The organism is Pantoea anthophila (assembly GCF_026104315.1).
Taxonomy (GTDB): Bacteria; Pseudomonadota; Gammaproteobacteria; order Enterobacterales; family Enterobacteriaceae; genus Pantoea; species Pantoea anthophila.
Genome location: NZ_CP110474.1, coordinates 89,648 through 114,103 on the forward strand (window position 1 = coordinate 89,648; position 24,456 = coordinate 114,103).

The window sequence follows — 24,456 nt, forward strand, 5'->3', positions numbered from 1 at the left end:
CTCTACCGGGCCGGATCAAACACGCTGAATCCCGCCGATCCGGCAATCACGACGGTATTGCGTCCGGCGCCTTTTGCCTCATAGAGCGCTTCATCTGCACGCCGCAACAGCGCTTCGCGTTCGCTGTTGTGATCCCGCGACGCGACGCCTGCGGATATCGTCATCGTCCCGACAAACGGAAACAGGGTAGCGCTGACGCTCTCACGGATACGTTCCGCCGTGCGGGCGGCGTCCGGTAGCGACGTGTCCGGCAGCAGCAGAATAAACTCTTCTCCCCCAAACCGGCTGACAATATCCCCCGTGCGGCTGGCCTGACGCAGTAGCGCCGCCAGACTCACCAGCACCGCATCGCCCGCATCGTGTCCGTACCAGTCATTGATCTTTTTGAAATGGTCGATATCGATGGCGATCACGCACTGTTCATGGTCGTTGTCACTCTGCGCCGCCAGCGCCGAGAATCCGCGCCGGTTGCAGAGTCCGGTCAGGGGGTCAGTCATCGCTTCATCGTTCAGCGCCGCCAGATGTCCGGCGACGGCGTGACGATGCTCCTGCACCGCTTCCCGGAGCCGGTCGGCTTCGTAATACCAGGTTTTGACCGAGGAAAGAGATTCCGCCTGCGCTTCGCTGCCGCCGTTGCGGACTCTGTCCGCCAGCTTCTCAAGCGGAGAGGCGATGCGTCCCGCCAGAAAAGCAATAATCGCCGCAGTCAGCACGATAATGCCCAGCGTGAACCAGATAGCGTTTTCCGCCGTGCGCATCAGCAGGTGCCTGACCGTTTCTGAGGTGCCGGTAATAAACACGTTCCAGCCGGTTTTGTGCAGTGTGCCATAGCCGATCAGATAGTGACGACCGTCGTTTTCCAGCGTGAAATGCCCGCTCTCCGTATCCTCAAGCCGCTTCTGCAGCGCCTGGCTCAGCTGCATTTTCGTGCCGACCTGTGCCGGGTCGTGACTGAAGATGATCAGACCTTCATTGCTGACCACGCTCACCGTAGAGCCTTTGGTATAAAAATGCTGGCTCAGGATGTCGCTCAGCATGCTCTGTTTTTTGAGATAGATCGTGCCGCCTATGTAGCCCAGGTAGCGGCCATCGGCGCTGAACAGCGGCTGGGATAAAAACAGCACATAGTTACCGGCGGCAGAGGTGAACGGCGCGGAGATAAAGGGCTTTTTGGTGGAAATCGCCTGCAGGCTGGCCGCCGAGTGGAGTTTTACGCCAACCAGTTTCAGACTTTCCGGTGAAGTTGCGGCAATAACAGCGTCATGATTCACCACCACGACCGAGTTGAAAAAGCCCGACTGCATCCGCAGGCGATCGGTTTCGCTTTTCAGCTGCGTCAGATCGCCGAGATCCCTGATCTGCGACGCACTCCACGCCAGTTCGCGCTGCGCTGTCCCCAGATAACGATCGGTGGTATCTGCCAGTTTGCGGGCATAGGCAATGTTCCCCTCAAGCAGGCTGTCTTCAATATTGGCCTTCTGAAACAGCAGCAGCGCCCCCAGCAGCAGACCGGAGGTCAGGATGACGCCGCCAATGGAAAGCAGCGTCAGCAGGGAGCGAAGACGTATTTTTTCGTGGGGCATTGCAGTCGGAATCCGGAGTAAGTATCCCTATAGTGTAACTGTTGATGGCACGGCTGAAGGGGAGAAAAGAAGAAGATTTCCCTCTCCTTCCGGATGATTAACGTTCCGGCGCTGCCCGACAGCGCGCACGCCGGTCAGTCAGAGTTCAGTCCGTATCGCTTCATCTTTCGCCACAGGGTGGTGGGACTGATGCCCAGCATCACGGCGGCCCGGGCGCGATCGCCACCGGTTCTGTTGATCACCGACGCAATCAGTTTCCTCTCCTGCTTCTCCAGTAAATTCACCTCGTCACTGAGCGTGCAGGGAGGCGCCTCACGCTCAACGGCTGCTGAAGAAAGGTGGCAGAGTGACTGCAATGCATCGGCATCGACTGTGCTGCTCTTATGCAGCACCACCAGCCGCAGGATAGCGGCTTTCAGCTCACGGATATTGCCCGGCCACGCCGCATTATTGAGCAGGGCAACCGCTTCGTCGCTAAACGTCAGCGTCCGGTTCTGGCTGGCCAGCAGCGCGTCGACAATCAGCATAATGTCGCCCCGGCGCGCTCTCAGCGCCGGCAGCCGCAGCTCCAGAATATTGATGCGGTAAAAGAGATCCTGGCGGAACTGACCTGCGGCCACCATCTGACCCAGGTCTTTGTTACTGGCGGTGATCAGGCGGAAACTGGCGGTGATGAGCCCCTCGCCCCCTACCCGGCTGAACCGTTTTTCCTGCAGAATACGCAGCAATTTGATCTGCACGGCGGGCGGGGCTTCGCTGATTTCGTCGATAAACACCGTGCCGTTCATCGCCATTTCGAAAATACCGGGTTTGCCGCCCCGCCGGGCACTGGTAAACGCCCCTTCAGCGTAGCCGAACAGTTCACTTTCCAGCAGGGACTCCGGGATTGCCGCGCAGTTAAGCGCAATAAAAGGCCCTGCGCTGCGCGCACTGGCGTGATGAATACTCTGGGCAAACAGCTCTTTGCCCGTGCCCGTCTCCCCGAGAATATTCACCGGCAGATCGTGAGCCGCATAAAGTCTGGCCTGCTCAATCACAGACACCATCTCAGGCGAGCGGCCCACGATGTCCGAAAAGGTGTAAACCGTGGTGAAGCTGCTGCCTGCAGGCTTTCTCGCCGGAACCGGAGCGCATCCCTCGTGCTGTCCCGCTCTGACGGCGGTGATGAGGGTATAAAAATTTTGCTGACCGGGGATATGTTTCACCGTCAGCCGGAGGGCGTCGCCCTTGATCTCATGTACCTCGTCGGTGATATCCCGCTCATTGATGATGCAGCTGAACAGCGTTTTAAACGCGTCGTTTTTTAAAATCTTATCCCCGATCCGGCAGGGAAAAAGCGACAAGCCCCGGGCGTTGATATTGATGACTTCCCCGGACTGATCCAGCCACAGGATCCCTTCCCGCGACTGATTGAGGGCTGACCAGGCCATCGCCAGCTTCGTGCTCTCCCTGTTGATATATTTCAGCGTGCTCGCCGCGACATCGAGAGCCTGCTCGATAGCGATATTATCGGTGTCCCCCATGATGACCTTCAGATCGTACTTTCTGGCCATTTCCGCGACGGTCAGGCCGCCAATCACCAGATCATAATCATTATCTGCCAGATTTTTGACGACGTTATCAATGTCATAGTGGTTGTAGACCTGACAGATTTTGAACTCTTCATGCGTCATGTTCTGGTAATGGCGAAGAACATGGCAGAACTGCGGAAACCCGACTGCGGCGATTTTTTGTGACTTCTTGCGCGCTTCCATCAGGATACGAAATATGCCGTGCAGGTCGTGGGCGATTTCAATGACCGGAACCGCCACGTTATTCCGAAGCAGTGCCGCGGTGCCACCCCGGCTGATGAGGATGCGGGTTCCTCCCTGAATCAGCTGCTGCGCTTTTTCAACCACGTCAAAATAGCGATATTCGTAAACCGGAATATCGATTTTTTTCTCAAGCAGGACATTCGAGATGCGTTGCGTGATGGTTTGTGACACCGAGAGGATCGCAATTTCGTTGTTTTTCATAGGCCATTCTGCGCCATCGTTTTACCGGAAAAGCGGCAACTTTCGTCACGCTGACAGCAACCGATGCCGCGTGACGAAACGAACAACGCCTGCGCAGGGCAATACGCAGGCAGATTTTTATGGGCGGGATTCTCAATCAGAAACGCTGGCGACGATAGACAATCTGTCCATTGCTGATGGTCGCACAGTTGTCGAGATAGTGATCGCCCGTTAAGCGTTCACCCCGGGTGTCTTCAAACACCACCTTCTCCTGCCGCAGTTTCACGATAGCGATATCGGCAAAGGCGCCGGAAGCCAGCGTGCCTGCCTCGCCCTGCATTTTCATCAGGCGTGCAGGCGTGGTGGTGACGGCGCGAACCACATCGAACAGTGACATTCCCATGTTCAGGTACTTGGACATAATAAAGGGCAGACTGAAGACCTTAACGGTGCGCAGGCTATTTCGCAGGGTGAGATCGGTGCTGATGATGTCCGGATTAAACCCCTGCTCCATCGCCTTGCGCGCCACGGCAAAGTCGAAGTGCGCCACACCATTCGAACAGTCGAAAATGACGCCGCGATCCCTGGCCGCTTTGATGTCCGGAAAGAGGTCGCCGTTGTCCTGCAGGATGGCATGGCCGGTGCCGTGGAAACAGTGCGCGAAGATATCATCAGCCTGGAAATGCGTAATCAGTTCATCGGCGGGCAGACGCGAATCTGTCACATGCACGCACAGCCCGGTGTTCAGCTGACGGGCCAGTTCCACGGTGGCGAAGAAGGGATCGCCACTGAAGTGACGTCCCCTGGCGATATCCTGGCTGTAACGCAGCTTCAGACCGAGAATATTGTCGCGATGTTCATTTACCGTCCGGGCAATCTTTTCCACGTTGAAGTTGGCCGGGTTAGTATTTTCCAGATACCCGGTCGGCCCACCGCCCAGCGTGGAGAGGCCGACATTGACGACGTTCAGATAGCTTTTTATCCGCGTCTGCGCCGTGTTGATGACGCTGTTACGGAACAGCCCGTAGTTCACCCAGCCGCTGCTGCCCGCATCCACCACCCCGGTCACGCCATTGGGCAGGCCGATCACATCGGGGTTAACGCTGATAGCCGTGCCCCCATGAAAAACGTGGGCATGAAAGTCAATCAGGCCCGGCAGCACCAGGCAGCCCGCCGCGTCGATAACGGTTTCCGCCTCCGGGTTGTCAACCGACTGCAGATCGACGATACGGTTGCCTGCCACCCCAACGCTCTGGTCAAGGAAGATGGCGCGTTCCGGGTCCACTACCCGGCCATTTTTAATCAGAATATCCAGTTTCATTTTGCTTTTTCCTTTATCCAATACCGATCATTTTCCAGTAGGGGATCCCTATCAGGAAAAAGACCAGCACGTTGACCAGCACCATGGCGCTACCCAGTAACCAGAAGGTCTTTTGCGGGACATATCCACTTGAGAAGGTGAAGACACCCGCGCCGTTGCCGTAATGGGTCAGGAGTGCGCCATACCCGGCAGAGAAGGCCAGTGACAGTGCGATGTACATCGGGTGGGCCTGCGTGGTCATGCCCAGCGTGAATAACACCGGATAGAAAGAGACCACAAAGGCACTGTTAGAAACGAAGAAGTAACGCACCGCGAGGCTGATAAAAACCAGTACGCCAAGGGCACTGATTTCGCTGAGTTGCGACAGGTCCAGATAGTTTTTGATCACGTCGACCAGAAAGACATAGAAACCGCCTTTAGAGAGCGCGACCGCACAACCGTAAAACGCACCGTACCAGACAAAGGTCTGCCAGGCCGATTTTTCACTGGCTACATCGTTCCAGTTCAGTACGCCGGACAGCAGCAGACAGGCCAGGAATGCCAGCCCCACCGGAATGAAGGGGATCCCTGTTAAAGAGCCGGTCATCCAGCCGAGAATACCCAGCACAAAGAAGACCATCAGCAGTTTCTCTTCACGCTTAACCGGGCCCAGCTCGTGCAATCCCTGAACGGCAATGTCATTGACGTTATCGATGCTCTTCAGCTCAGGCGCATAGAGTTTATAGAGGATCCAGGGGGCCGCCAGCAGCACCAGGCCCGCCGGCAGGATGGCAGCCTTAAACCAGACCATCCAGCTGAGATTCACATTCATGATCTCATTCGCCAGCGAGACGGTAATCGAGTTGGTCGCCATCCCGGTCAGGAACAGGCTGGAGGTTCCCATCGAGACGACATACATCAGAATCGTGAGATAAGCGCCAATCCTGCGACTGCCCTTATCGGGCGTTGATCCCAGTGCTTCGGCGATGTTGCGGAAAATGGGGTAGGTGATGCCGCCGGAACGCGACATGTTTGAGCCTGTGGCCGGTGCCAGCACCGTGTCGGTCACCATCATCAGGTAACCCAGTGTCAGCGTGTTTTTGCCATAGCGCTGAAGCAGCAGGTAAGCGATACGTTTACCTAAGCCGGTGATCACGAAGGCTTTGCATATGATAAAGGCACTGATGATAAACCAGACCATCGGGCTGCCAAATCCCGCAAACAGCGGGCCTGGCGCAATGAACAGTGACGCGAAGCCCAGAATAATCAGCATAATCACGGCGTCGGTGAACGGACGCAGAACCAGACCGCACAGCATCGCCAGATAGATACCGACTAAGTGCCAGGTCTGGGCGGAGAGGCTTTCCGGGGGCGGGATCATCCAGAACAGAACGGGGAAAAAAAGGATGGGTAAGAGCTTCAGATAAAGCATGATGATATTACCTCTGCTTAGCAGCCGCGCGCCGGAACGCCGGGACGCGGCTTTTCATTATTTTAAGAATTAGCGGTAAACGTCGTCGATGAACTCAACGCCTTTTTCATCTAATGATTTTCTGACCCATGCCCGGTTTGCGGTGCCACGCTTCGCTGCGGCAACTTTACCGGCGTCAAAACTGGCGTATTCCGTCGCTTTTTCGAGCAGCGCCGCGGCATCGTTCAGCGGGACGACAATCACCCCGTCCGCATCGCCCACGATCAAATCCCCCGGACACACCGCGACACCGCCGACGGCGATGGGGGTATTGACCTCTCCCGGTCCCTCTTTAAACGGACCGGCGGGATTTGAACCGGTGGCGAAGATGGGGAAATCGAGCACCGAGAGGGCATCAATATCCCGGACAGGCCCATCCAGCACGATGCCGGCAATTTTGCGATCGTAGTGAGCGTAAGCGATCATGATCTCCCCCATCAGCGCACGGGACCGATCGCCTTCGTTAGAGACCACGATGACATCGTTTTCTGTTGCCATATCCAGCGCCGCATGCAGCATCAGATTGTCACCGGCGCGCGCCTTCACGGTAATGGCATAGCCCGCCATGACAGGTCTGGCCGGTGAAGAGATGCGCCTGATGCCGTTACCGAGTACAGCAATCCGGTTCATGGTGTCAGCAATGTTGGCCACAGGCAGCTGCTGATAGGCTTCAAGTAACGCCACGTCAAAAGCGGGACGCTGTGTGAAAATACGGTTACCAATAGACATACGCTTCTCCTTAAAAGCCCGGCACCGGCCAGGATGGTTTTTTGCCCGATAACACTTCATCAATGCCGATGGCGGAATGCAGCGAGGCACGGTCCGTGGCCTCTTTCGTGGCGGCACCAATATGGGGGGCAATTACGACGTTACTCAGTGCAAAAATGGGATCGGCGGGATCGAACGGCTCTTTCTTCAGGACATCCAGCCCGGCTCCGGCAATCTGAGAGGTCGACAGCGCGTGATACAGCGCTTTTTCATCGACCAGCTTGCCGCGTGCGGTATTGATGAAGTAAGCCTCTGGCTTCATCAGTGAAAACTGCTTTTCACCGACAAAGTCAAAGGTCTCTTCTGTCGCCGGGCAGTGCAGCGAAACAAAATCACTCTCCCGGAAAATCCGGTCAAAATCTTCTGTTAACTCAACACCGTCCGGCACCTGAGCAGCTGTTTTGTAGGGGTCAAAAGCAATGACTTTCATGTTGAAGCCATGCAATGCCTTCATGGCTACGCGTGAACCGATATTGCCGACGCCGATAAGGCCGAGGATTTTCCCGTCCAGCTCTACTTTTGGCGTGCGCAGTTTTGCCCAATAATAATCTTCCAGCATTTTCTCTTCGACGAGACGGAAGTTACGTGAGCAGTGCAGCATGAAGAAAAGCGCCAGTTCAGCCACGGACATACTGTTGGCGACAGGCGCATTAAGAACCGTGACGCCGTGGCGTTTTGCCGCCTCTAAGTCAACGGTGTCATAGCCTGCGCCATGGCGTGCAACCACTTTTAATTTTTTTGCTGCGGCAAATACGCGCTCAGACATTTTTGAAAGTCGAACAATAATTCCGTCACAGTCAGGGATATCGCGAATGATATCCTCCTCTTCCATGCCGGAACCGGTAATGAGTTCGTAGCCACGACTCTCCAGATAGTCCCGCCCTTCCTTCATGATCTCCTGCGGAAGCAGAATTTTATAGCTCATTTAAGGTACTCCCTTGTGGTTTCTTTCCCCGGCTGTTGCAGAGGTCATGCCAGAATGAAAAAGACAGACAAACGAAAATAATTAAGATTATGAAAAATAATATTTTTTTATTTTAATGTTAGCTGACACGCCGCTTTAAAAGAGTGACAAAACTCTCACCCTGCACAATGGAAAAATAAGCACATTTCAGAGTGAAAAGAAAAAATTTCAATATGAAATAACCACTACGTTAATAGCTGGTTAATTAAACTTTCTTGTTTTTTCTGACTGGTTAAAGGGAGGTAGATCAGATTAATGAAGGGATAAAATATAACGCTGTTAATGTTATTTCCAGACCACCGACAACAGGAAAGAAATAAAGCGCTCTTTTTCCTTGAATAATGAAAAAGGAAAGGTTTTTCGTTCAGGGCTGCGCTCAGAGGTGACAGATAAAAATTTTCACTCCGTTCAACTTTTTTGAGCGCTGATGACAGGCGCTTCATTGAAAAATTGGATGGGGCTATTTCTGCCCCACCCATCATTTTTCCAGATACAGATGAACGGTACTGGCTGGCGAGAGCGTGATAACGTCATCAATCAGGTTACGTTATCGCCAGAATGACTTAATATAAGAACGGCTGCTAAGTCTTTTAATAAAATGGTAGGGACAGGTAAAACGCTGCCCGTCCCACTCAAGATTAAACCACTGAAACTCATCATCTTTTATTTTATCTACCAGGCTCATCGCCTGCATGGGCGTCTGAAAAGCATAAGCTTTCATCACGCCCTCTTTGGTGCATAAATCAATATGAACCATGGAACCCCCTGCTGTGTAAAAAAGGCACGCTTTATAATTATGGAATAGCCTTTAAAGCATAATGCAGGATCCGCCCGCCGATTATCTGAATCTGTAATATTTACGTAAAAGATAAAACAAAGTATTTTTTTGTGCAAACCAGCCTTATTGCATCAATTAATTTGACGATGCAGACATAACAGGGCCGGATGTGAATAGACGCCCCTTGTCGCGATTGACGACAGCACAGATAACACGCTCATCCGCGCATTTTTTTGGCCTGCCGTTCCGGCTTCAGATGCGCGCCCGCTCGGGCAGAGCGTCACCGATGCTGTCGGGATGGTCAAAAACAGAGCATATCGTTACACTCTCAGCAGCCTTCTCCGCGAACCGGCACGGCTCAGACGTTCCCTTACGGCAGGCAATAAGGACTCTTATGCTGGATTATATGGTGTCGCTCTACCGTACTGTTCCTGTCTCGTCGGACTGTCTCAGCGCCTGGCTTGCCCGCTGGCTGGCCCGGGAGCAGAGTCGCTGCCACGATCATCACTTTTCCGCCGCGTTTCCCTGGCGTGAAACCGGCCTGCCCCAGCACACCTTTTTGCAGCGGGAACTGACGATAAACGGCCAGCGCTATCTCACCGGGCCGCGCTATCTGGGAGGAGACCTGGCTCAGCCCTTCATTGATGTCATCGCACGTGATGGCGCGCTGGATTATGCGGCGGCTGACGCCATCATGCGGGCGTGGCAGGTGCTGAATCCGCTCAGGCTGCGGGTCCTGTTGCCTGTGACTCACGCTGAAATCGGCTTTACTGACCAGCTGCTTTTCCTCAGCGATCCCGCTTCGCTGCCGGAACCTGTCACAGGCGAACTGTCTCTGGTCACCGCCAGCCGGCGCGATTTTCCCGCCTGTCTCGCGGCGATCCATCACGCCTATCGCGTCAGCAGGCAGACCCTGCCGCATCTCCGCGATCAGTTACAGGCTACCAGCAGGCAGGAGTTACGGGAGGATATCGCTGACGGGCACGTCCGTCTGATTGTCTGGCAGGAGAGGATGGCTGGACTGATTATTTGTGTGCCACGGCAAACGGCGTTTATTGAAGGCTTCCAGATTATGGATGAAGTTATTATCCCTGCCTGTCAGGGCCGGGGGCTTGCCGCGAGCGCGCAGCGGCTTTTGCTGCGGCAGCTTCATCTGCACCATGACGAGCGCGCGCTGCTGACCGGCACGATTCTGCCAGGCAACCTTCCTTCTTTACGAACGGCCTGCAATGCCGGACGACGCTGCGTGCTGAAGTATCAGTTTTTTACCCCCGCCGATTTACGTACAGGCGGTCTGATCTGCTGAGGTCACCACAAGGCGAGCGCAATCAGCTTATCCTGCAGCCGGTAAACCCGCTGCTTCAGACTCAGGCTCTCTTCAGCACCGATCAGGTTAGCCTCATAAGCCGCATTGATTTTTTCCAGCGCGCTTTTGGTGCTATTTTTCAGTCCTTCATGCCAGTTCGCTTCTGAGCGGCTGGCTGCCTGCTTCTCCAGCTTTCTCCCATATTCCGCGACGTTTTTGTTCGCGGAAAACAGGTTACTCACGGCCCTATCTCTCTCTTTTTGCTGCTGTAAATGTCCCTCCCGGCGGCGCCAGGTCTCTGTTCCGGCATGCCAGAGTGCGTCTCTGCACTGGCTATCCGGCAGGCATCCTGACCTCTTTCTGAGATTGCAGCTTTGATCTGACTGACGCGGCTTCGCTCGCATAATCCCCCGCACTGTCCTTAACTCAAATCCTGTAATCCCGTTCCACTGAGAACTCCCGGAGGACGTTTTGACAACCACATCTGAGACAACGACCAGTGACAATACCCTCACGCTCCGGCGCTGGATAACGATCGGCCTGCCGGCAACCGAGCTTTTTGCCCTGTGGCTTGAGCCGGATACCCTGCCCCGGATTATGAGCCACTTCGCCAGCGTGACACCGGTGAATAAAAGTGATGCGCACTGGCAGGTTGAAGGGCCTCTCGGCAGGCATTACCGCTGGGAAAGCCGGATTGTTGAAGCGCAGCCGGGCGAAGTCATCGCCTGGCGTTCGCTGGACGGCGCGGACATTCCTAACGAAGGTGAACTGCGTTTTCGCCCCGCGCCGGGTGAATGGGGGACCGAACTCGCCCTGACGCTGCAGTTCACCCCGCCGGGCGGGGCACTGGGGAAAAAGGTGACCACGTTATTCGATCTGCTGCCGAAAGAGGTGGCCAGCAAAGCGTTACATCGCTTCAAGAGCCTGGCTGAAACCGGTGAAATTCCCACGCTGGAGGGACAGCCTGCGGGCCGCCATGCCAGCCGTAAGGATAAGGAGAAATAGATGCGCGCACTCTGCTGGAATGGGGTCAACGATCTCAGTGTTGAAACGGTGGCCGATCCCGGTCTGATTAACCCTCACGATGCCATCATACGGGTCAGGCTTACCACAACCTGCGGCTCCGATCTCCACGTCATTGACGGTCTGATCCCGACGATGCGCGAGGGGGATATCCTGGGCCATGAATTTATGGGCGAGGTCGTCGAGGTCGGCAGCGCGGTGAAAAATATCCGCCGCGGTGACCGGGTGGTCGTGCCCTCCTTCATCTCCTGCGGCTCCTGCTGGTATTGCCAGCAACAGCTCCCCTCCTGCTGTGACAACACACATCCGCAGTGGGAAAAAGGGGAAACGGCGCTGGGCCATCCGACCGGCGGGATTTATGCTTACAGCCATGCCTTTGGCGGCTATGCGGGCTCGCATGCGGAGTATGTCCGCGTCCCCTTTGCCGACAATGACTGCTTTGTCGTTCCCGACGGTGTCACCGATGAGCAGGCGCTGTTCCTCTCCGATGCGACACCAACCGGCTACATGGGTGCCGATTTCTGCAATATCCATCCGGGTGACACGGTGGTGGTCTGGGGCTGTGGCGGCGTCGGCCTGATGGCTCAGCAGAGTGCCTGGCTGATGGGTGCACATCAGGTCATCGGTATCGATCGCTATCCTGAGCGGCTGGCGATGGCGCGGGACTTTGCAGGCAGCATCGCGCTGGATTACACCTCGGTCGATATCCACGAAGCCCTGCTGGAACTGACCGGCGGCCGCGGCCCGGACAGCTGTATCGATGCGGTCGGCATGGAGGCCAGGGGGGAAGGCTTAAGTCAGGTCTACGACAAGACGAAACAGATGCTCCATCTTGAAACGGATGTGGGGGCCGCCCTGCGTCAGGCACTCTACAGCTGCCGCAAAGGCGGCAACATCGCCATCCTGGGCGTGTATGGTGTGATGGATAAGTTTCCGCTGGGGCTGATGATCAACAAGAGTCTGACCATCCGCACCGCCCAGCAGCACGGGCAACGCTATATGCACAGGCTGCTGGAACATGTCGCGCAGAATGAACTCAACCCGGCGTTTATGGCGACGCATCGCTTTCCACTGGAAGAAGCGCCGCGCGGCTATGAGATGTTTAAGCATAAAGAAGATGGCTGTGTTCGTGCCGTCTTTGTTCCCTGAGAACAGGATGCCCCTGACCGATCCGGGCGGCTGAGCCGCCCTTTTCTCTTTGTCCCCCGCGCTTACCTCAACGTCAGATTATCCTTTTATGGCAGCCCGTTCCCCCTGAGCAGAGCACAAGCCGACCGATCAGGATGGCAGGATCATATGAATTTTTTATGAACCTGAAAGCCAAAAAACGATGTTAAATGAATAACCTGCCTGAATGTTGCCGGTACCGCCATCATTCACATTTTGTAAAAAAATTAATCACACTACGTTATCGTTTCATGCATAAATTAGTGCCACCTTTCACTCATGGAGCAGGCAAATGACGCAGTTTGTAGCGATTTTTTTCTCTTCACTCTTTATGTGCAGCAACGTTTTCGCCGGGTCGGTCTCTTCCGTCTCACTCGGGGCCATTTCAACCGCTCTGAATGAACGTATGCAGGTCATGAAAGCCGTGGCAGGTTATAAAGCGCAGCATCATTTACCCGTGGAGGATCTGCCCCGGGAGCAGGTGGTACTGGAGAACATGCTGCACAATGCGCAGCAGGAAGGACTTGAGCCGGAATCGGTGGAACCTTTTATTCACGCCCTGATGAATGCCAGTAAAGCCATTCAGTATCGCTATCGGGCTGACTGGCTTTCCACGCCGGATAGCCTGCAGGCTGTTCCGGATCTGGCAGAGACCCGGCAGCAGATACAACGGCTGGATACACAGTTACTGACGGCGATCAGTCAGCGGCTGATGGCAGGCACCCTGGCAGACGCCGACAAGGGCTGGCTGCTCTCGCAGCTCGCGGCCCCCAACCTCAGTGAGGCGGACAAAAACAGCCTCGTGACCTCCCTTTCCCGCATTCAGCGCAGGCATTAGGCGGAGGGCGTCACGCAGACCCTGCAGAACGTTCTGCCATCAAAAGGGGGAATCTGAGGGTGCGTCACCGGTCATAAGTGAGAACGTTACAGGCAACAGCCCTGTTGTGACTTTTCACTCTGAAGAATAGCTGCAAATGCTGAAAGGATGCGTTTACATCAATGCAGGCATAAGAGCCTGTTGTCCGACAGGCTCTTATGCAGAGTGTTAGCAATGCCAGGATCGATGATCAGTGCAGGAGTGAATTAATAATCAAACATCCCGGCGGGAATTTTATGACTCTCTTTTGTATCAGCGTAAGTCCGCGCAGTCTGGTAATCAATCACTGGAATGGGCCAGGTGGGGGCCTTACCTTCATACATCTCGGCAACCCCCATAGCAGCCATGTAAGAAGCCCGGATGGCGGCTTCAGCCGTATTGCCTCCCACGTGCGGGGTGATGAGCACATTATCCAGTGCCGCCAGAGGGTTATCCGGGTGCATCGGCTCATGAGCAATGACATCCAGTCCTGCGCCAGCGATGATGCCATTTTTACAGGCTTCAACCAGATCGTCTTCATTGACCAACCCACCGCGCGCGGTATTGATCAGAAAAGCACCCGGTTTCATCATGGCTAACTTTTCTTTGTTAATCATATTGTGCGTCACTGACGTATCGGGGGCGTGCAGTGAGACGTAATCACTCTCCGTAAAAATTCTCTCCAGGTCTCTTACGACCTCAACCCCATCAGGAAAATCTTTAGCAGGCTTGTAAGGGTCGTAACAAAGCACGTTCATTTCCATCGCCAGACAACGTTTAGCGGTCCGGCTGCCTATGTTTCCGCACCCGATGATCCCCACGGTTTTGCCGTTTAAGGTTGTCATCGGCGTTTTTAATTTTGCCGCATAGTAGTCGACCGGCAGCATGGCACGAAGACGGCTGACATTGCGGCTCATATAAAGCATGAGTAACAACGCCGTCTCCGCAACGGATGTACTGTTCGCAACAGGCGCATAGAGGCATTTGACACCAAAGTCATCAGCAGCCTTCAAATCAACCGCATCAAACCCGGCACCATGCCGGACGAGGACTTTTAAATTCGGTGCTGCCGCCTCAAACACTTTGCAAGACATTTTGGTCACACGAACAATGATGGCATCCGGCTGGTGTAACTGCATGTCTGCAATCACGTCGTCGGTTTCAAAGCCACGCCCGTCAATTAACGTATGCCCCTGCCGTTCAAGCAGAAGTCGTCCATCCTGTTTCAATTCCTGTGGCAAAAGCACTTTCCAGCCCATAATAAAACCTCGTTATTTATAGATTACAGTATGCCTATCAATTTCCAGTAGGGAAGACCGACAGTAAAGAGCACTAAAGAAATAAGGATGAGTATTATCGTGCCTTTTGTATACCAGTCCTTTTGGCTGACATAGCCGTTCCCGTATAAATAAATACTTGCCCCGTTTCCGTAATTACAAAGCAGAGCACCGTATGCGCCAAAGAAGACCAGCATCAACGACAGGGCCATCATATTGACCTGGGTCGCTTTGGCTAAGGTCAGCACCACTGGATATATGGAAACGATATAAGCGGAGTTCGAAACAAAAAAATACTTCACGACCAGACTGAGTAATACCAGAATCACCAGAACCAGAGAGCCGCTAATCGCGTTAAGATTCAGATACAGCTGAAGCTGTGACGCAATCCAGGTATAGAATCCGCCATCATTTAACGCCACGGTCAGACTGTAAAAAGCACCAAACCAGGTAAACATGTTCCAGGCGCCTTTTTCAGCCATCAGGTCATCCCAGTTTAACAATCCAAACACCAGCTCCAGCGCTAACCAGATAAAGGCAACAATATAGAGTCCCATGCCAATCTTATAGCCAATACTCCATCCCAGAATGGCACAGATAAAAAGCACAAACATGATCTTTTCATCCCGCTTCATGGGGCCCATTTCCGCAATCTTTTGCAGAACGATGGGTTTTATATTTCCCAGGTCACGCATTTCGGGTGGGAATAACTTGTAGACAACAATGGGGCTGAGAAAAAGGATCAGTAAACCGGGGACCAGAGCGGCTTTGAACCACAGCGCCCACGTCAATTCAATCCCAACGACATTGTTTATCGTCGATGCAATCACGGCATTGGATGCCATTCCGGTTAAAAACAGCGCCGCTGTTGACATGGTAACGACGTGCTGTAAGAGCTCAAGATATGCGCCCAGTTTTCGGGGATTTTTGTCGGGATGGGAATCCAGCGCTTCCGATAAACCCCTGAATATCGGGAAGACAATCGCAGACCGTGATGTGTTAGATCCCGTTGCCGGGCTCAATATCAGATCGCATATCAGCATGACATAACCCAGGCCAAGCGACGAACGGCCAAAGGAGGTGTTGCCGAATTTAGAAAGTAAAATGTATGCCATGCGTTTACCCAGCCCATTTTTCCTGAATGCGCTGCAAGCCAGTAACACGGCCAGGATAAACCAGACGTTCTGTTGTCCCCATCCGTAAAAAAGCGCGTTGGGATCTTTCACGAAAAAAGCCCCAAGCCCTACGATAATCAGGCTGATAATGGGCTCGGAAAACGGCTTCAGAATGAGTCCACACATCAGCGCAAGGCATAAGCCCGCCATATGCCATGTATTAATATCCAGTCCGTCAGGACAGGGTAGCGTCCAGAATAACGCAGGGAAAATAACGACCGGAATAAGCTTTGTTATCTTGCTTTTCATTTTTCGTTCTTCCTGGTTTTATTTTATTACTCATAGTGATTATCAATAATGTCTACATTCTTTCTTTCCATTAAATCGTCTACCCATTGACGATCAACCGTACCGGCTGCGGAATTGACGGCTTTTTCTTTATCTTTCTCAGATAATATTTTTGATTTTTCCAGAACAGAGTAAGCATCGTCTTTCGGAATGACGATGACGCCATCCCTGTCACCCAGAATGATATCGCCAGGATTGACCATGATACCGCCACAGGAAATCGGGACATTAACTTCTCCGGGGCCCTCTTTGTAAGGTCCCGAGGGGGTGGTTCCGGTTGCATAGAGAGGTAATGTTCCCTGAGAGAGAATATCAATGTCTCTGACCGGGCCATCGATAACAATCCCCTCTATTTTTTTGAAGCCCTGTAAATAATTAAACATGATTTCACCCATGATAGCCCGGCTCCGTTCCCCCTCATTGGAAACAACAATGACATCGCCAGGTTGTGAAATATTCATCGCTTTATGGAGCATCATGTTGTCACCCGCTCGGGCTTTGACCGTCAATGCAACCCCGCACATAATTCTGCCGGAGGGGTTCGACATCAGTCTGATTTGCGGGTTCATTCCGCATAATCTCCCCATGCAATCCGCCACATTTGCGGCTGCAATTTTACTGAAAGCTTTAACCAGTTCAGGATCTGGCAATTTTCTCCTGGTGAAAACGCGATTACCCACTGACATGAGCGACTCCTTATTAATATGATCTTTTTCTGACGTTTTATTTTTCAGTAAGACAAATATCTGTTCCGGCATGAACAAAATGGACATCAGCATCCATCATGTCTGCATAGAATAAAATCATCCCCTCAATGCCCTGAGGGATAACTTTGGATTGTCCTGAATGCGCGACGACCAATGCCGTAATTGCTTCCGGAAGTCGGTATTTATGGGTGTAATACCCACTTAAAAAGCCATGCTGATAAAGCTTACCCGTTTGACTTTTTTTACTGGTGCCCGGCCCACCCGCCCCCATCTCCATCTCTTCCAGCTTGCATACGTCATGCAGTACAGCGGAAACAATCAGAATATCGGTGTCAACTTCATACCCGAATTTTTTCTGGATATTCCGGGCAATAAGCAGGACATTGTCCGTGACATTCTCGGTATGCTTAACCAAAGAAACATCCGGTGCTCTGATCGCAAACTGTGCATCTTCAATGTTCTCCCATGCACTGTTCCGAAATGCCTCAACCCAGATTTCACATGCAGCATCCGCAAGCCTTCTGTTTTTGACTACTGCTAACTGAGGGAAAAACTCTTTTATCTTTTCAATGGTGATTTCGCACATTTCCTGCCTCACAAAGTCCTGTCAGATAATAAAGAAAACCCTTCACCCTATCGGAAACCGGGTGAATATTATGATCTTGCGGGCATTCTATTTTTTAATACGCACCAACAGAAACAATATTTTATTTATTTCCGACAAAGAAATGTTGTTTATGCATTATTTAAAATTAATTTAACTATTCTGCAAAAAGGCCTTCGTTAATCACGCTCAAGCCGTCAATATAAAACGATGAGATTTGCAATTAACCTCACAGAAATTCCGGAGTCTGGTTCATAATAAAACCGTCAACTCTGTTACAGGAAGGCTTGTCACCACGCGGGTTGCGTCAGCGATGCCGTGAAAAAGGTCCGGGCGTACCAAATAGCGCCGTTGTCCGGGAGATGAAGTCACGCGCATAGCGTGATAGATAGCGGTTTTTGTGGTAAATAATGCTCAGCGGACTGAAAACATAGTCATTCTGAAGAAGAACGGGCAGAAACACACCTTCCGGATAGCGTTCCTGTAAGGAGGGTATTCTTATTTCAGTCAGAAAAAAGACACCAAATTCAAACAGGGCAAGCATAACATCGATGGAGTCAACCTCAAATATTCTCCGCGGTTCAAATCCCGCCTCCTCAAAGCATGCGTTAACAATTTTGTGCAGCCGGTAATCCGATTTAAAACAGATAAAGGGAAAGTCTTTGAATTTATCAAGCGTCGTGCCCTGCTGGCATCCTGCGATAAAATTATCCGTGTCACTGCCAAAATGCTCAATCAGCAGATTTTTATTTACGGCAAGATAGAGCCTGTCGTTCATCAATGGGATGGTTTTTAACAGGGGGTCATCCCCTTGTTTTATCCCGACAAAAAAATCCAGCTCTCCGGACATCAGCATCTGTTCCATCCTGGCTGATTTTTCGTTTGTCAGGTTTATCGTAATGTTGGGCCATTTTTTTATATAATCCGGCAGAACCATAGGAAGCCAGTAACTTCCTCTGTAGGGCGTCGCCCCGATATATAACGTGCCAATATGATGATGCTTAATATCGCTTAATCGCGATGAGATATTATCGCTCTCCATCAGTATCTTTATCGCAGAATCATACAGCGCGCTGCCAGCCTGAGTGAGTTTAATCTGCGGTTTTCTGTGGAAGAGAATCGTATCATAATAATCCTCTAATTTTTTAATGTGTACACTGAGATTTTGCTGAGAGGTTGAAAGATTTTGTGCAGCCCTGGTGAAATTTAAATTTTCAGCCAGCTCAACAAAGTATCGCATGCTGATTAAGTTCATTATGACCTCCCTGTAAGCCTGTAACCAGCGCGTTTTACTCATCTGATTTACGGCAATCTGCGTGTATTGAAATGCTGAAGATAATGATTAAAAATTCAAAGTTGATAAAAGAGATGATGATTTTATATTTGCAGGTAAATGAGGTTAAACATCGTTAACTTTTTTGCATCATCTTCTTTGAATTATCGATTGCCATTATATTTTTTCTCGCGCGCTGTGTCCCCCGACAACCTGAGCTGAAGCGATGGTTTTTTAATACGTGTGAGCGATGGCTCGTTATGCATGTCCCGATACCGGCTGTACCCTTATCCGGTGCCGCAGTCTCAGGGTGAATGCACAGTACATTACGCACCTTAAGAGGTCGCCGTATCGTTATAACGATACGGCGAAAATGATCAGGCGGGGGTAAATGACGTTGTATGCCTCAGTGATACAGAGAACAGCGAACTCAGGCGCTGGATCTGACCCGCATCCGTTAACCGCGCAGCCGCAGTGTGGCCGGCAAGACCAGCTGGCTCTCGGTGGGATCGTCTCCCCGGATCAGGGTGGTCAGCATGGAGAAACAGGCCTGCGCCAGTGCCGGAACATTCTGCTCTACCGTATCGATCGGAATGGAGAGCGAATCATACAGATAGTGATCGTCAAAACTGGCGATGCGGATATCGCGGGTCAGCAGGTGATGCTCGCTCATGTAGCGCAGCACCCCTTCCAGCAGACCACAGGCGGCGGTGAACATCGCTTTAGGAGGACGTCCCAGCCGGTCACACAAGGCCGAAAACATCTCATAGCCGCTGCCGGGATGGTAGTTACCCTGAATAATCCACTCCGGCTGCAGGATCACCCCCGCGCGCGCCAGCCCCTGCCGGAATCCCGACAGACGATCCTGGGTGGGCGACAGCGCAGACTGTCCGCCAAGGAAGTAGATCTCTTCCGGACAGGCGCGCGCCAGTTTTTCAACGAGATCGGCGGTAGGGGTGACCGAGTCGGTGATCACCCAGGGAAGCGCGGTGTTGTTCATGTGGCGATCAAATAGCAGTACCGGTAACTGTTCGCTGAGGCTGACATAGTCACTGTCATCCAGCATGCTGGAGGCGACAATCAGCCCATCGACCTGACGGGCAACCAGGTTATTCACGACCACCCTCTCCTGAGCACCATTTTCATCGGTACAGGAGATCAGTAGCTGGAGACCGGCTGCCCGGCAGAGATTTTCCAGCGCATGCGAAAAGGCTGCGAAACCATGGTTAGTGATCTCCGGCACCACCAGCCCCAGCGTGTGGCTGCGGGCATCATGCAGCATCCGGGCATGGATGCTGGGCTGATAATGGTGTTCACGGGCCAGCGTCAGAACCCGCTCACGCGTCTCCTTTGCCACCCGTAACTCTTCGCCACGGCCGTTAAGCACCAGGCTGGCAGTGGCTTTTGAAACGCCAGCCAGCCCGGCAATGTCACTGATGGTAACGCGTTTGGTTTTTCTCACGGCAGGACACGGTTGATGGAACAGGCCGTTATTCTACCATGCAGCGACGCAACGACCAGTAGCGGGCCGTCAGTTCTGCGCCTCCGCGCAGGGTGAGCTTCACCGGCGTGTCCGGAAAATAGCGGCTGCTCATCACGCCCTCCCCCTCATTGATGAAAATCTCCACGCTGGAGTGGTCGCAGAGGATCTGCAACCGGCAGGCTGCCCCCGTCCAGTAGCGGAAGATCCACTCGCCCGAAACCAGACTGCGACGGGCAAGCCGCAGTTCATCCTGCTGCCACGACAGGATCAGCGTATCGGCAAAATTGAGTTCGATATCTCCCTGACTCTCCAGCATCAGCTCCAGTCGCGCGGCGGCGATCGGTGGCATGTCATCAGCGCGACCCTGATAGTGCTGCTCCGCTTCGCGCAGCGCCTGCAGTTCAGCAACCGGCTGCTGACAGAGCCGCCCGTTGCGTGAGCTCAGTTCACGCAGGCAGGTCATCTGGTGGATCCAGCGATGCGCGACCGTCGGCTGGGCCATCTCTTCGCCATCCGGCGTACCCATCCAGCCCACCAGCAGACGCCGTCCGTCCGCAGTAAGCGTGGTCTGCGGCGCATAGAATTCAAACCCGGCATCCATTTCATTCAGCGGGCCGTGGGTGTATTCAGCCCGCTCATAATCCAGAGAGCCGCTCAGCCAGGCGCAGGCGTGGCTGTTCAGGTAGCGTTTTTCTTCCGGCGCCACGCCCTGCGGACAGCAGATCAGATAGGTGCTGTCACCCAGCGTGAACATATCCGGGCATTCCCACATATAGCCTGCAGCACCCAGTCCCCCCCGCTCGCTGCCCGCTATTTCGCCGAGAGAGTGCCACGCGCGCAGATCGTCAGAACGCAGTAACAGCACCCTGCCCTGCCGCTGCGTGGTCTGCGCCGCCAGAACCATGTACCAGTGGTTTTCGTGCCGCCACACTTTCGGATCGCGGACGTGGCCGGTGTAGCCCTCCGGCACGGCAATGACCGGGCCGAGTTTGTCGAATCCCCCTGCGCTGTTCTGCTGCGCCAGGCATTGCCACGCGGTGCGCGAGCCATCCTCAAATTTGACGTTACCGGTGTAGATCAGCGTCAGCACGCCGTTCTCCTCCACTGCGCTGCCGGAGTAACAACCGCTGCGGTCATACTCCTCATCAGGCATCAGGGCAATGGGCTGATGCTGCCAGTGCAGCAGATCCGCTGAGCGCCAGTGACCCCAGCACTTATGCTGATGCGCACACCCCAGCGGATTCCACTGGTAAAAGAGATGATAGTGTCCGTCAAAATGGATAAAGCCGTTAGGATCGTTGAGCAGCCCGGTCACCGGTGCCAGATGCCAGCCGGGATAGTGGCGGTCGCTGAGCGCCGCGGGCATACCCTGCATGACCGCCTGCAGGATAGCGGCCAGACGTGTTGATGCGCTCATTATTCCGCGTCCGTTTTATATTTGAGCAGGTAAGAGATCACAAACGCCGAAATGAAGGCGATGGCGATACCGATAATATAGTTCAGCAGCGATCCGGCCTGCACGATGGCCATGCCCGGCAGACCGGTCAGGCCGACGGCGGTCATGTAGACGTGCACCGAAACCACCCAGGCTCCCCCCAGCGCGCCCCCGACCAGGCCGGCAATGAAAGGTTTCATAAACCGCAGGTTAATACCAAAGATCGCGGCTTCCGTGATCCCCAGCAGCGCAGAGAACGCGGAGGGCAGCGAAATCGCTTTGATTTTTGCATCGCGGGTTTTAAACCACACCGCCAGGCAGGCACCGCCCTGAGCGACATTCGCCATCGCCCAGACAGGCAGCAGGAAGTTTACCCCGATGGAGGGGTTACCCAGCAGCCCCGCCTCGATAGCGTGAAAGCTGTGATGCACACCGGTAATGACGATCACGGAATAGAGTCCGCCGAACACCAGGCCTGCCAGCCAGCCTGCGTGTGCGATCAGGGTGCTGAGCACAAAGGAGATGCCATCACCCAGCATACGGCCGGCCGGACCGATGATCAGCAGCGCAATGAAGCCGGACAGAATCACCGTCAGAAACGGGGTCAGGATCAGATCGAGGGCATCCGGAATAACCCGACGCAGCTGCTTTTCCAGCATACTCATAAACCACACGGCCAGCAGCACCGGGAATACCGTCCCCTGATAGCCGATCATCGCCACTTCAAAACCAAAGAAGTTCATGGTGTGGAAACCCGACGCGACCCCCCAGGCGTTAGTCAGGGCCGGATGCGTCAGGATGCCGCCGAGGGTCGCGCCGAGAAAGGGGTTACCGCCAAACTCGCGCGCCGCCGTAAAGCCAATCAGGATCGGCAGGATAATAAAGGCCGCCGAGCTGCACATATCGAGCATGATATAGAGCGCATTCTCCGGGTTAACCCAGCCGTAGGTTTTGACCATCCCCAGCAGGCCCATCAGCAGCCCCGACGCCACAATGGCCGGAATGATCGGCACAAAGATGTTCGACAACAGACGGGCGATTCGCTGGAAAGGGTTGAGCTTACGGGCCGCAATATCCGCCGCCTCCGACTTGCTCGATTCGCTGATGCCCGCCTCGGCGATGAACGCCGCATACACCTTGTTCACCACGCCTGTGCCAAAGATCACCTGAAGCTGTCCCGCATTGCGGAAGCACCCCTTTACCCCCTCAATCCGGCCAATGGCAGCGGTGTCCGCCAGCGCATCATCGGCCAGCACCAGCCTCAGCCGGGTAGCGCAGTGTGCGGCACTGGCGATATTCGCTTTGCCACCCAGCAGGGGCAGGAGTGCCCGGGAAATCTTCACATAGTCCATACATACCTCTGTCTTGTTATGTTTTTATCCGCGTGACTATCCGGCCCCGGATGCGGGGCCAGCCGGTCAGAACCAGGTTTCCATCTGAACGCCGAAGTTCCATTCGCCACCGGCATCAAACCCTTTACTGCCGAAGGCATCGTCACTGGCATAGTTATCCAGCCGGTGATCCCAGTCCATCCAGGTAGCAAAGAGCCGGATTTCCGGGCGCTTGAGGAAGTCACCGACATCACCGGCTTTCAGCGTGGGCGCCACGGTGAGCTTGGTGAAGCTGCCGCTGACCGCGTTGCGATTGTTATACCCCTGCGGACGCAGATCCATGTACTGATAGGAGCCCTCATACTGCATCTCAAAGTTCTGCGTGATTTCCTGGATCAGCCGCAGGTTGACCGTCGCCCAGTCGTAGCTGTCCCCTTTGACGTAACGGTCGTCACTGCGCTGCGCCAGTAAAGCAGGCGCAATGTGCCAGCCTCCGCCCAGCGGCGTGATGCCGTAACTTGCCAGACGCCAGGTGCTGGCCTCCGGCAGCAGTGCGCCGTCAGAGCCAATGGATTTCACCTCCGCCCCCAGTCCGTGACCGTAAAGCAGTGCAGTTTTCGACGAACCGTCTGTCAGCCCATAGAAGCTGTCGTTGTGCAGGCCCAGCAGCGCGTGGACGCCGGTATTGGCTGCATCGCTTTTGACTTTGTTACCGTCAATATCCCGGCGGTCATCGTTATCCTTTGCCCGCAGGCCGCTGACCATCATCTGCACCGGACCGACAAAGTTATTCAGTGACAGGATGTAGTTCTGCGCGGTGTTTTCGTTGTTTTCAATGTCGCCGAAAGTACGGCCATAGAGAGAGAGGTTGCTGCGCGCCTGATCGCGCCATTTCATGTCGTAGATACCGGCACCGGTTCCGGCAAGGAACACCACATCGGAGTCGATCCAGTGGATATCAAAGTTATCACGGTCAAAACGCTTACCGGCCCAGACGGTGGCGTTGTCGAAGGCGCCGGTAAAAGTAGGCAGCTGGCCCAGTTCGACAAACGCCTGACGCAGATTGAGGTCGCTGCTGGCTGCCGTCCAGTCGTTATAGGTTCGCTGCCCGTCGGCCAGCATCGCTTTAAAACGGGTTGTGGCCCCGCTGGCCAGCGTCTGCTTATGCTCCAGATTCAGCTCAACGTAGGTGTCCGGTTCATTACCCAAACGACCAACGTGACCGCCGGTCTCCCCGGCGGGGGTTACGGTCGGACCGCCCTGGGTTTTCGCGGCTGAACTGTTCATCAGCAGGCCGGATCGGGCATAGCCGTGAAATTCAAAGCCGCCTTCATCGGCCGAATGCTGCTCCAGCTTCGCGGTGCGCTGTTCGACCTGAGCGGCAGAGGCCTGATTCTGCTGCTGAACCGCCGCCAGCTGCTGAGCCTGCTTCTCAGCAGCCCGCGCGCGGGTTTCGGCGGCATCCGCCCGCTGCTCGGCCGCCTGAAGCCGCTGCTCCATGGCTGCCAGACGGGCTTCGATACTGCTCATGCTGGAATCGGCCCAGACGGGAGAGGAAAGCAACAGGGTAGAAAGGGTCACTGCAATGGTGCTTTTTTTCATTTTTTTATGTCCCTGAGAGGAGGCTATCATCACCGGCTTTTTGCTAAACCGGTTTAGGCCAAATCATAGCC

The 24,456-nt window shown here is 54.0% G+C and carries 21 protein-coding genes; 4 read left to right on the forward strand and 17 right to left on the reverse strand.

Going from position 1 to position 24,456, the window contains the following annotated elements; all coding sequences use genetic code 11:
• Positions 1-2 precede the first annotated feature (2 nt).
• From OJ965_RS21000 to OJ965_RS21030, 7 genes are all read right to left on the reverse strand, one after another.
• Positions 3-1,583 (reverse strand): sensor domain-containing diguanylate cyclase, encoded by a 1,581-nt coding sequence (locus tag OJ965_RS21000; RefSeq protein ID WP_265139300.1) that lies wholly within the window; start codon positions 1,581-1,583, stop codon positions 3-5.
• 134 nt (positions 1,584-1,717) lie between these two features.
• Positions 1,718-3,598 carry a sigma 54-interacting transcriptional regulator gene (locus tag OJ965_RS21005; RefSeq protein ID WP_154929256.1) on the reverse strand — a complete coding sequence of 627 codons (1,881 nt, stop codon included), beginning with the start codon at positions 3,596-3,598 and terminating at the stop codon, positions 1,718-1,720.
• Positions 3,599-3,734: 136 nt separating this feature from the next.
• Positions 3,735-4,898: a metallo-dependent hydrolase gene (locus tag OJ965_RS21010; protein WP_154929254.1), complete on the reverse strand. Its 1,164-nt coding sequence runs from the start codon at positions 4,896-4,898 to the stop codon at positions 3,735-3,737.
• A 13-nt stretch (positions 4,899-4,911) separates the two neighbouring features.
• Positions 4,912-6,309: a DASS family sodium-coupled anion symporter gene (locus OJ965_RS21015; RefSeq protein ID WP_154929252.1), complete on the reverse strand. Its 1,398-nt coding sequence runs from the start codon at positions 6,307-6,309 to the stop codon at positions 4,912-4,914.
• A gap of 69 nt (positions 6,310-6,378) precedes the next feature.
• Complete coding sequence (locus OJ965_RS21020; RefSeq protein ID WP_009093232.1) at positions 6,379-7,077, reverse strand: RraA family protein; 699 nt, start codon at positions 7,075-7,077, stop codon at positions 6,379-6,381.
• A 10-nt stretch (positions 7,078-7,087) separates the two neighbouring features.
• Positions 7,088-8,041, reverse strand: coding sequence for a hydroxyacid dehydrogenase (locus OJ965_RS21025; RefSeq protein ID WP_140029844.1), 954 nt, complete (start codon positions 8,039-8,041; stop codon positions 7,088-7,090).
• Positions 8,042-8,627: 586 nt separating this feature from the next.
• Positions 8,628-8,837 carry a hypothetical protein gene (locus OJ965_RS21030; protein WP_009093234.1) on the reverse strand — a complete coding sequence of 70 codons (210 nt, stop codon included), beginning with the start codon at positions 8,835-8,837 and terminating at the stop codon, positions 8,628-8,630.
• Positions 8,838-9,252: 415 nt separating this feature from the next.
• Here OJ965_RS21030 and OJ965_RS21035 point away from each other — a divergent pair, with 415 nt between their 5' ends.
• Complete coding sequence (locus OJ965_RS21035) at positions 9,253-10,164, forward strand: N-acetyltransferase (RefSeq protein WP_154929250.1); 912 nt, start codon at positions 9,253-9,255, stop codon at positions 10,162-10,164.
• A gap of 2 nt (positions 10,165-10,166) precedes the next feature.
• On the opposite strand, the gene OJ965_RS21040 is transcribed toward OJ965_RS21035, so the two are convergent.
• The gene (locus OJ965_RS21040) at positions 10,167-10,406 is read right to left on the reverse strand and encodes a hypothetical protein (protein ID WP_154929248.1); all 240 of its coding nucleotides are present in this window, start codon (positions 10,404-10,406) and stop codon (positions 10,167-10,169) included.
• 229 nt (positions 10,407-10,635) lie between these two features.
• Here OJ965_RS21040 and OJ965_RS21045 point away from each other — a divergent pair, with 229 nt between their 5' ends.
• The 3 genes from OJ965_RS21045 to OJ965_RS21055 all read left to right on the forward strand — a co-directional run bounded on the left by OJ965_RS21045 (position 10,636) and on the right by OJ965_RS21055 (position 13,192).
• Positions 10,636-11,169, forward strand: coding sequence for an SRPBCC family protein (locus tag OJ965_RS21045; RefSeq protein ID WP_058958374.1), 534 nt, complete (start codon positions 10,636-10,638; stop codon positions 11,167-11,169).
• A complete protein-coding gene (locus OJ965_RS21050; RefSeq protein ID WP_046103058.1) occupies positions 11,170-12,336 on the forward strand; it encodes a zinc-dependent alcohol dehydrogenase in 1,167 nt (388 codons plus the stop codon). It begins immediately after the preceding gene.
• Positions 12,337-12,646: 310 nt separating this feature from the next.
• Positions 12,647-13,192 (forward strand): chorismate mutase, encoded by a 546-nt coding sequence (locus tag OJ965_RS21055; RefSeq protein ID WP_154929246.1) that lies wholly within the window; start codon positions 12,647-12,649, stop codon positions 13,190-13,192.
• 245 nt (positions 13,193-13,437) lie between these two features.
• On the opposite strand, the gene OJ965_RS21060 is transcribed toward OJ965_RS21055, so the two are convergent.
• From OJ965_RS21060 to OJ965_RS21100, 9 genes are all read right to left on the reverse strand, one after another.
• Positions 13,438-14,469 carry a hydroxyacid dehydrogenase gene (locus OJ965_RS21060; protein ID WP_154929244.1) on the reverse strand — a complete coding sequence of 344 codons (1,032 nt, stop codon included), beginning with the start codon at positions 14,467-14,469 and terminating at the stop codon, positions 13,438-13,440.
• Positions 14,470-14,492: 23 nt separating this feature from the next.
• A complete protein-coding gene (locus tag OJ965_RS21065) occupies positions 14,493-15,911 on the reverse strand; it encodes a DASS family sodium-coupled anion symporter (protein ID WP_154929242.1) in 1,419 nt (472 codons plus the stop codon).
• A 26-nt stretch (positions 15,912-15,937) separates the two neighbouring features.
• Positions 15,938-16,636, reverse strand: a complete 699-nt coding sequence (locus OJ965_RS21070) for an RraA family protein (protein WP_154929269.1) — start codon at positions 16,634-16,636, stop codon at positions 15,938-15,940.
• A 37-nt stretch (positions 16,637-16,673) separates the two neighbouring features.
• Complete coding sequence (locus OJ965_RS21075; protein ID WP_154929240.1) at positions 16,674-17,243, reverse strand: HD domain-containing protein; 570 nt, start codon at positions 17,241-17,243, stop codon at positions 16,674-16,676.
• Between the two features lie 325 nt (positions 17,244-17,568).
• Positions 17,569-18,516: a LysR family transcriptional regulator gene (locus OJ965_RS21080; RefSeq protein ID WP_009093245.1), complete on the reverse strand. Its 948-nt coding sequence runs from the start codon at positions 18,514-18,516 to the stop codon at positions 17,569-17,571.
• Positions 18,517-18,991: 475 nt separating this feature from the next.
• Positions 18,992-19,996, reverse strand: a complete 1,005-nt coding sequence (locus OJ965_RS21085; RefSeq protein WP_265139301.1) for a substrate-binding domain-containing protein — start codon at positions 19,994-19,996, stop codon at positions 18,992-18,994.
• Positions 19,997-20,024: 28 nt separating this feature from the next.
• The gene (locus OJ965_RS21090) at positions 20,025-21,434 is read right to left on the reverse strand and encodes a sucrose-6-phosphate hydrolase (RefSeq protein ID WP_265139302.1); all 1,410 of its coding nucleotides are present in this window, start codon (positions 21,432-21,434) and stop codon (positions 20,025-20,027) included.
• Positions 21,434-22,804: a sucrose-specific PTS transporter subunit IIBC gene (locus OJ965_RS21095; RefSeq protein ID WP_046103061.1), complete on the reverse strand. Its 1,371-nt coding sequence runs from the start codon at positions 22,802-22,804 to the stop codon at positions 21,434-21,436. Before OJ965_RS21095 ends, OJ965_RS21090 begins: the two co-directional genes overlap by 1 nt.
• Before the next feature lie 66 nt (positions 22,805-22,870).
• Positions 22,871-24,385 (reverse strand): carbohydrate porin, encoded by a 1,515-nt coding sequence (locus tag OJ965_RS21100; RefSeq protein ID WP_265139303.1) that lies wholly within the window; start codon positions 24,383-24,385, stop codon positions 22,871-22,873.
• Between the last annotated feature and the right edge of the window lie 71 nt (positions 24,386-24,456).

Bases quoted from the DNA above. Each gene is read 5' to 3' on its own strand.
- OJ965_RS21000 (WP_265139300.1), bottom strand. From the start codon at position 1,583: ATGCCCCACGAAAAAATACGTCTTCGCTCCCTGCTGACGCTGCTTTCC.
- OJ965_RS21005 (WP_154929256.1), bottom strand. From the start codon at position 3,598: ATGAAAAACAACGAAATTGCGATCCTCTCGGTGTCACAAACCATCACG.
- OJ965_RS21010 (WP_154929254.1), bottom strand. From the start codon at position 4,898: ATGAAACTGGATATTCTGATTAAAAATGGCCGGGTAGTGGACCCGGAA.
- OJ965_RS21015 (WP_154929252.1), bottom strand. From the start codon at position 6,309: ATGCTTTATCTGAAGCTCTTACCCATCCTTTTTTTCCCCGTTCTGTTC.
- OJ965_RS21020 (WP_009093232.1), bottom strand. From the start codon at position 7,077: ATGTCTATTGGTAACCGTATTTTCACACAGCGTCCCGCTTTTGACGTG.
- OJ965_RS21025 (WP_140029844.1), bottom strand. From the start codon at position 8,041: ATGAGCTATAAAATTCTGCTTCCGCAGGAGATCATGAAGGAAGGGCGG.
- OJ965_RS21030 (WP_009093234.1), bottom strand. From the start codon at position 8,837: ATGGTTCATATTGATTTATGCACCAAAGAGGGCGTGATGAAAGCTTAT.
- OJ965_RS21035 (WP_154929250.1), top strand. From the start codon at position 9,253: ATGCTGGATTATATGGTGTCGCTCTACCGTACTGTTCCTGTCTCGTCG.
- OJ965_RS21050 (WP_046103058.1), top strand. From the start codon at position 11,170: ATGCGCGCACTCTGCTGGAATGGGGTCAACGATCTCAGTGTTGAAACG.
- OJ965_RS21055 (WP_154929246.1), top strand. From the start codon at position 12,647: ATGACGCAGTTTGTAGCGATTTTTTTCTCTTCACTCTTTATGTGCAGC.
- OJ965_RS21060 (WP_154929244.1), bottom strand. From the start codon at position 14,469: ATGGGCTGGAAAGTGCTTTTGCCACAGGAATTGAAACAGGATGGACGA.
- OJ965_RS21065 (WP_154929242.1), bottom strand. From the start codon at position 15,911: ATGAAAAGCAAGATAACAAAGCTTATTCCGGTCGTTATTTTCCCTGCG.
- OJ965_RS21070 (WP_154929269.1), bottom strand. From the start codon at position 16,636: ATGTCAGTGGGTAATCGCGTTTTCACCAGGAGAAAATTGCCAGATCCT.
- OJ965_RS21075 (WP_154929240.1), bottom strand. From the start codon at position 17,243: ATGTGCGAAATCACCATTGAAAAGATAAAAGAGTTTTTCCCTCAGTTA.
- OJ965_RS21080 (WP_009093245.1), bottom strand. From the start codon at position 18,516: ATGAACTTAATCAGCATGCGATACTTTGTTGAGCTGGCTGAAAATTTA.
- OJ965_RS21090 (WP_265139302.1), bottom strand. From the start codon at position 21,434: ATGAGCGCATCAACACGTCTGGCCGCTATCCTGCAGGCGGTCATGCAG.
- OJ965_RS21095 (WP_046103061.1), bottom strand. From the start codon at position 22,804: ATGGACTATGTGAAGATTTCCCGGGCACTCCTGCCCCTGCTGGGTGGC.
- OJ965_RS21100 (WP_265139303.1), bottom strand. From the start codon at position 24,385: ATGAAAAAAAGCACCATTGCAGTGACCCTTTCTACCCTGTTGCTTTCC.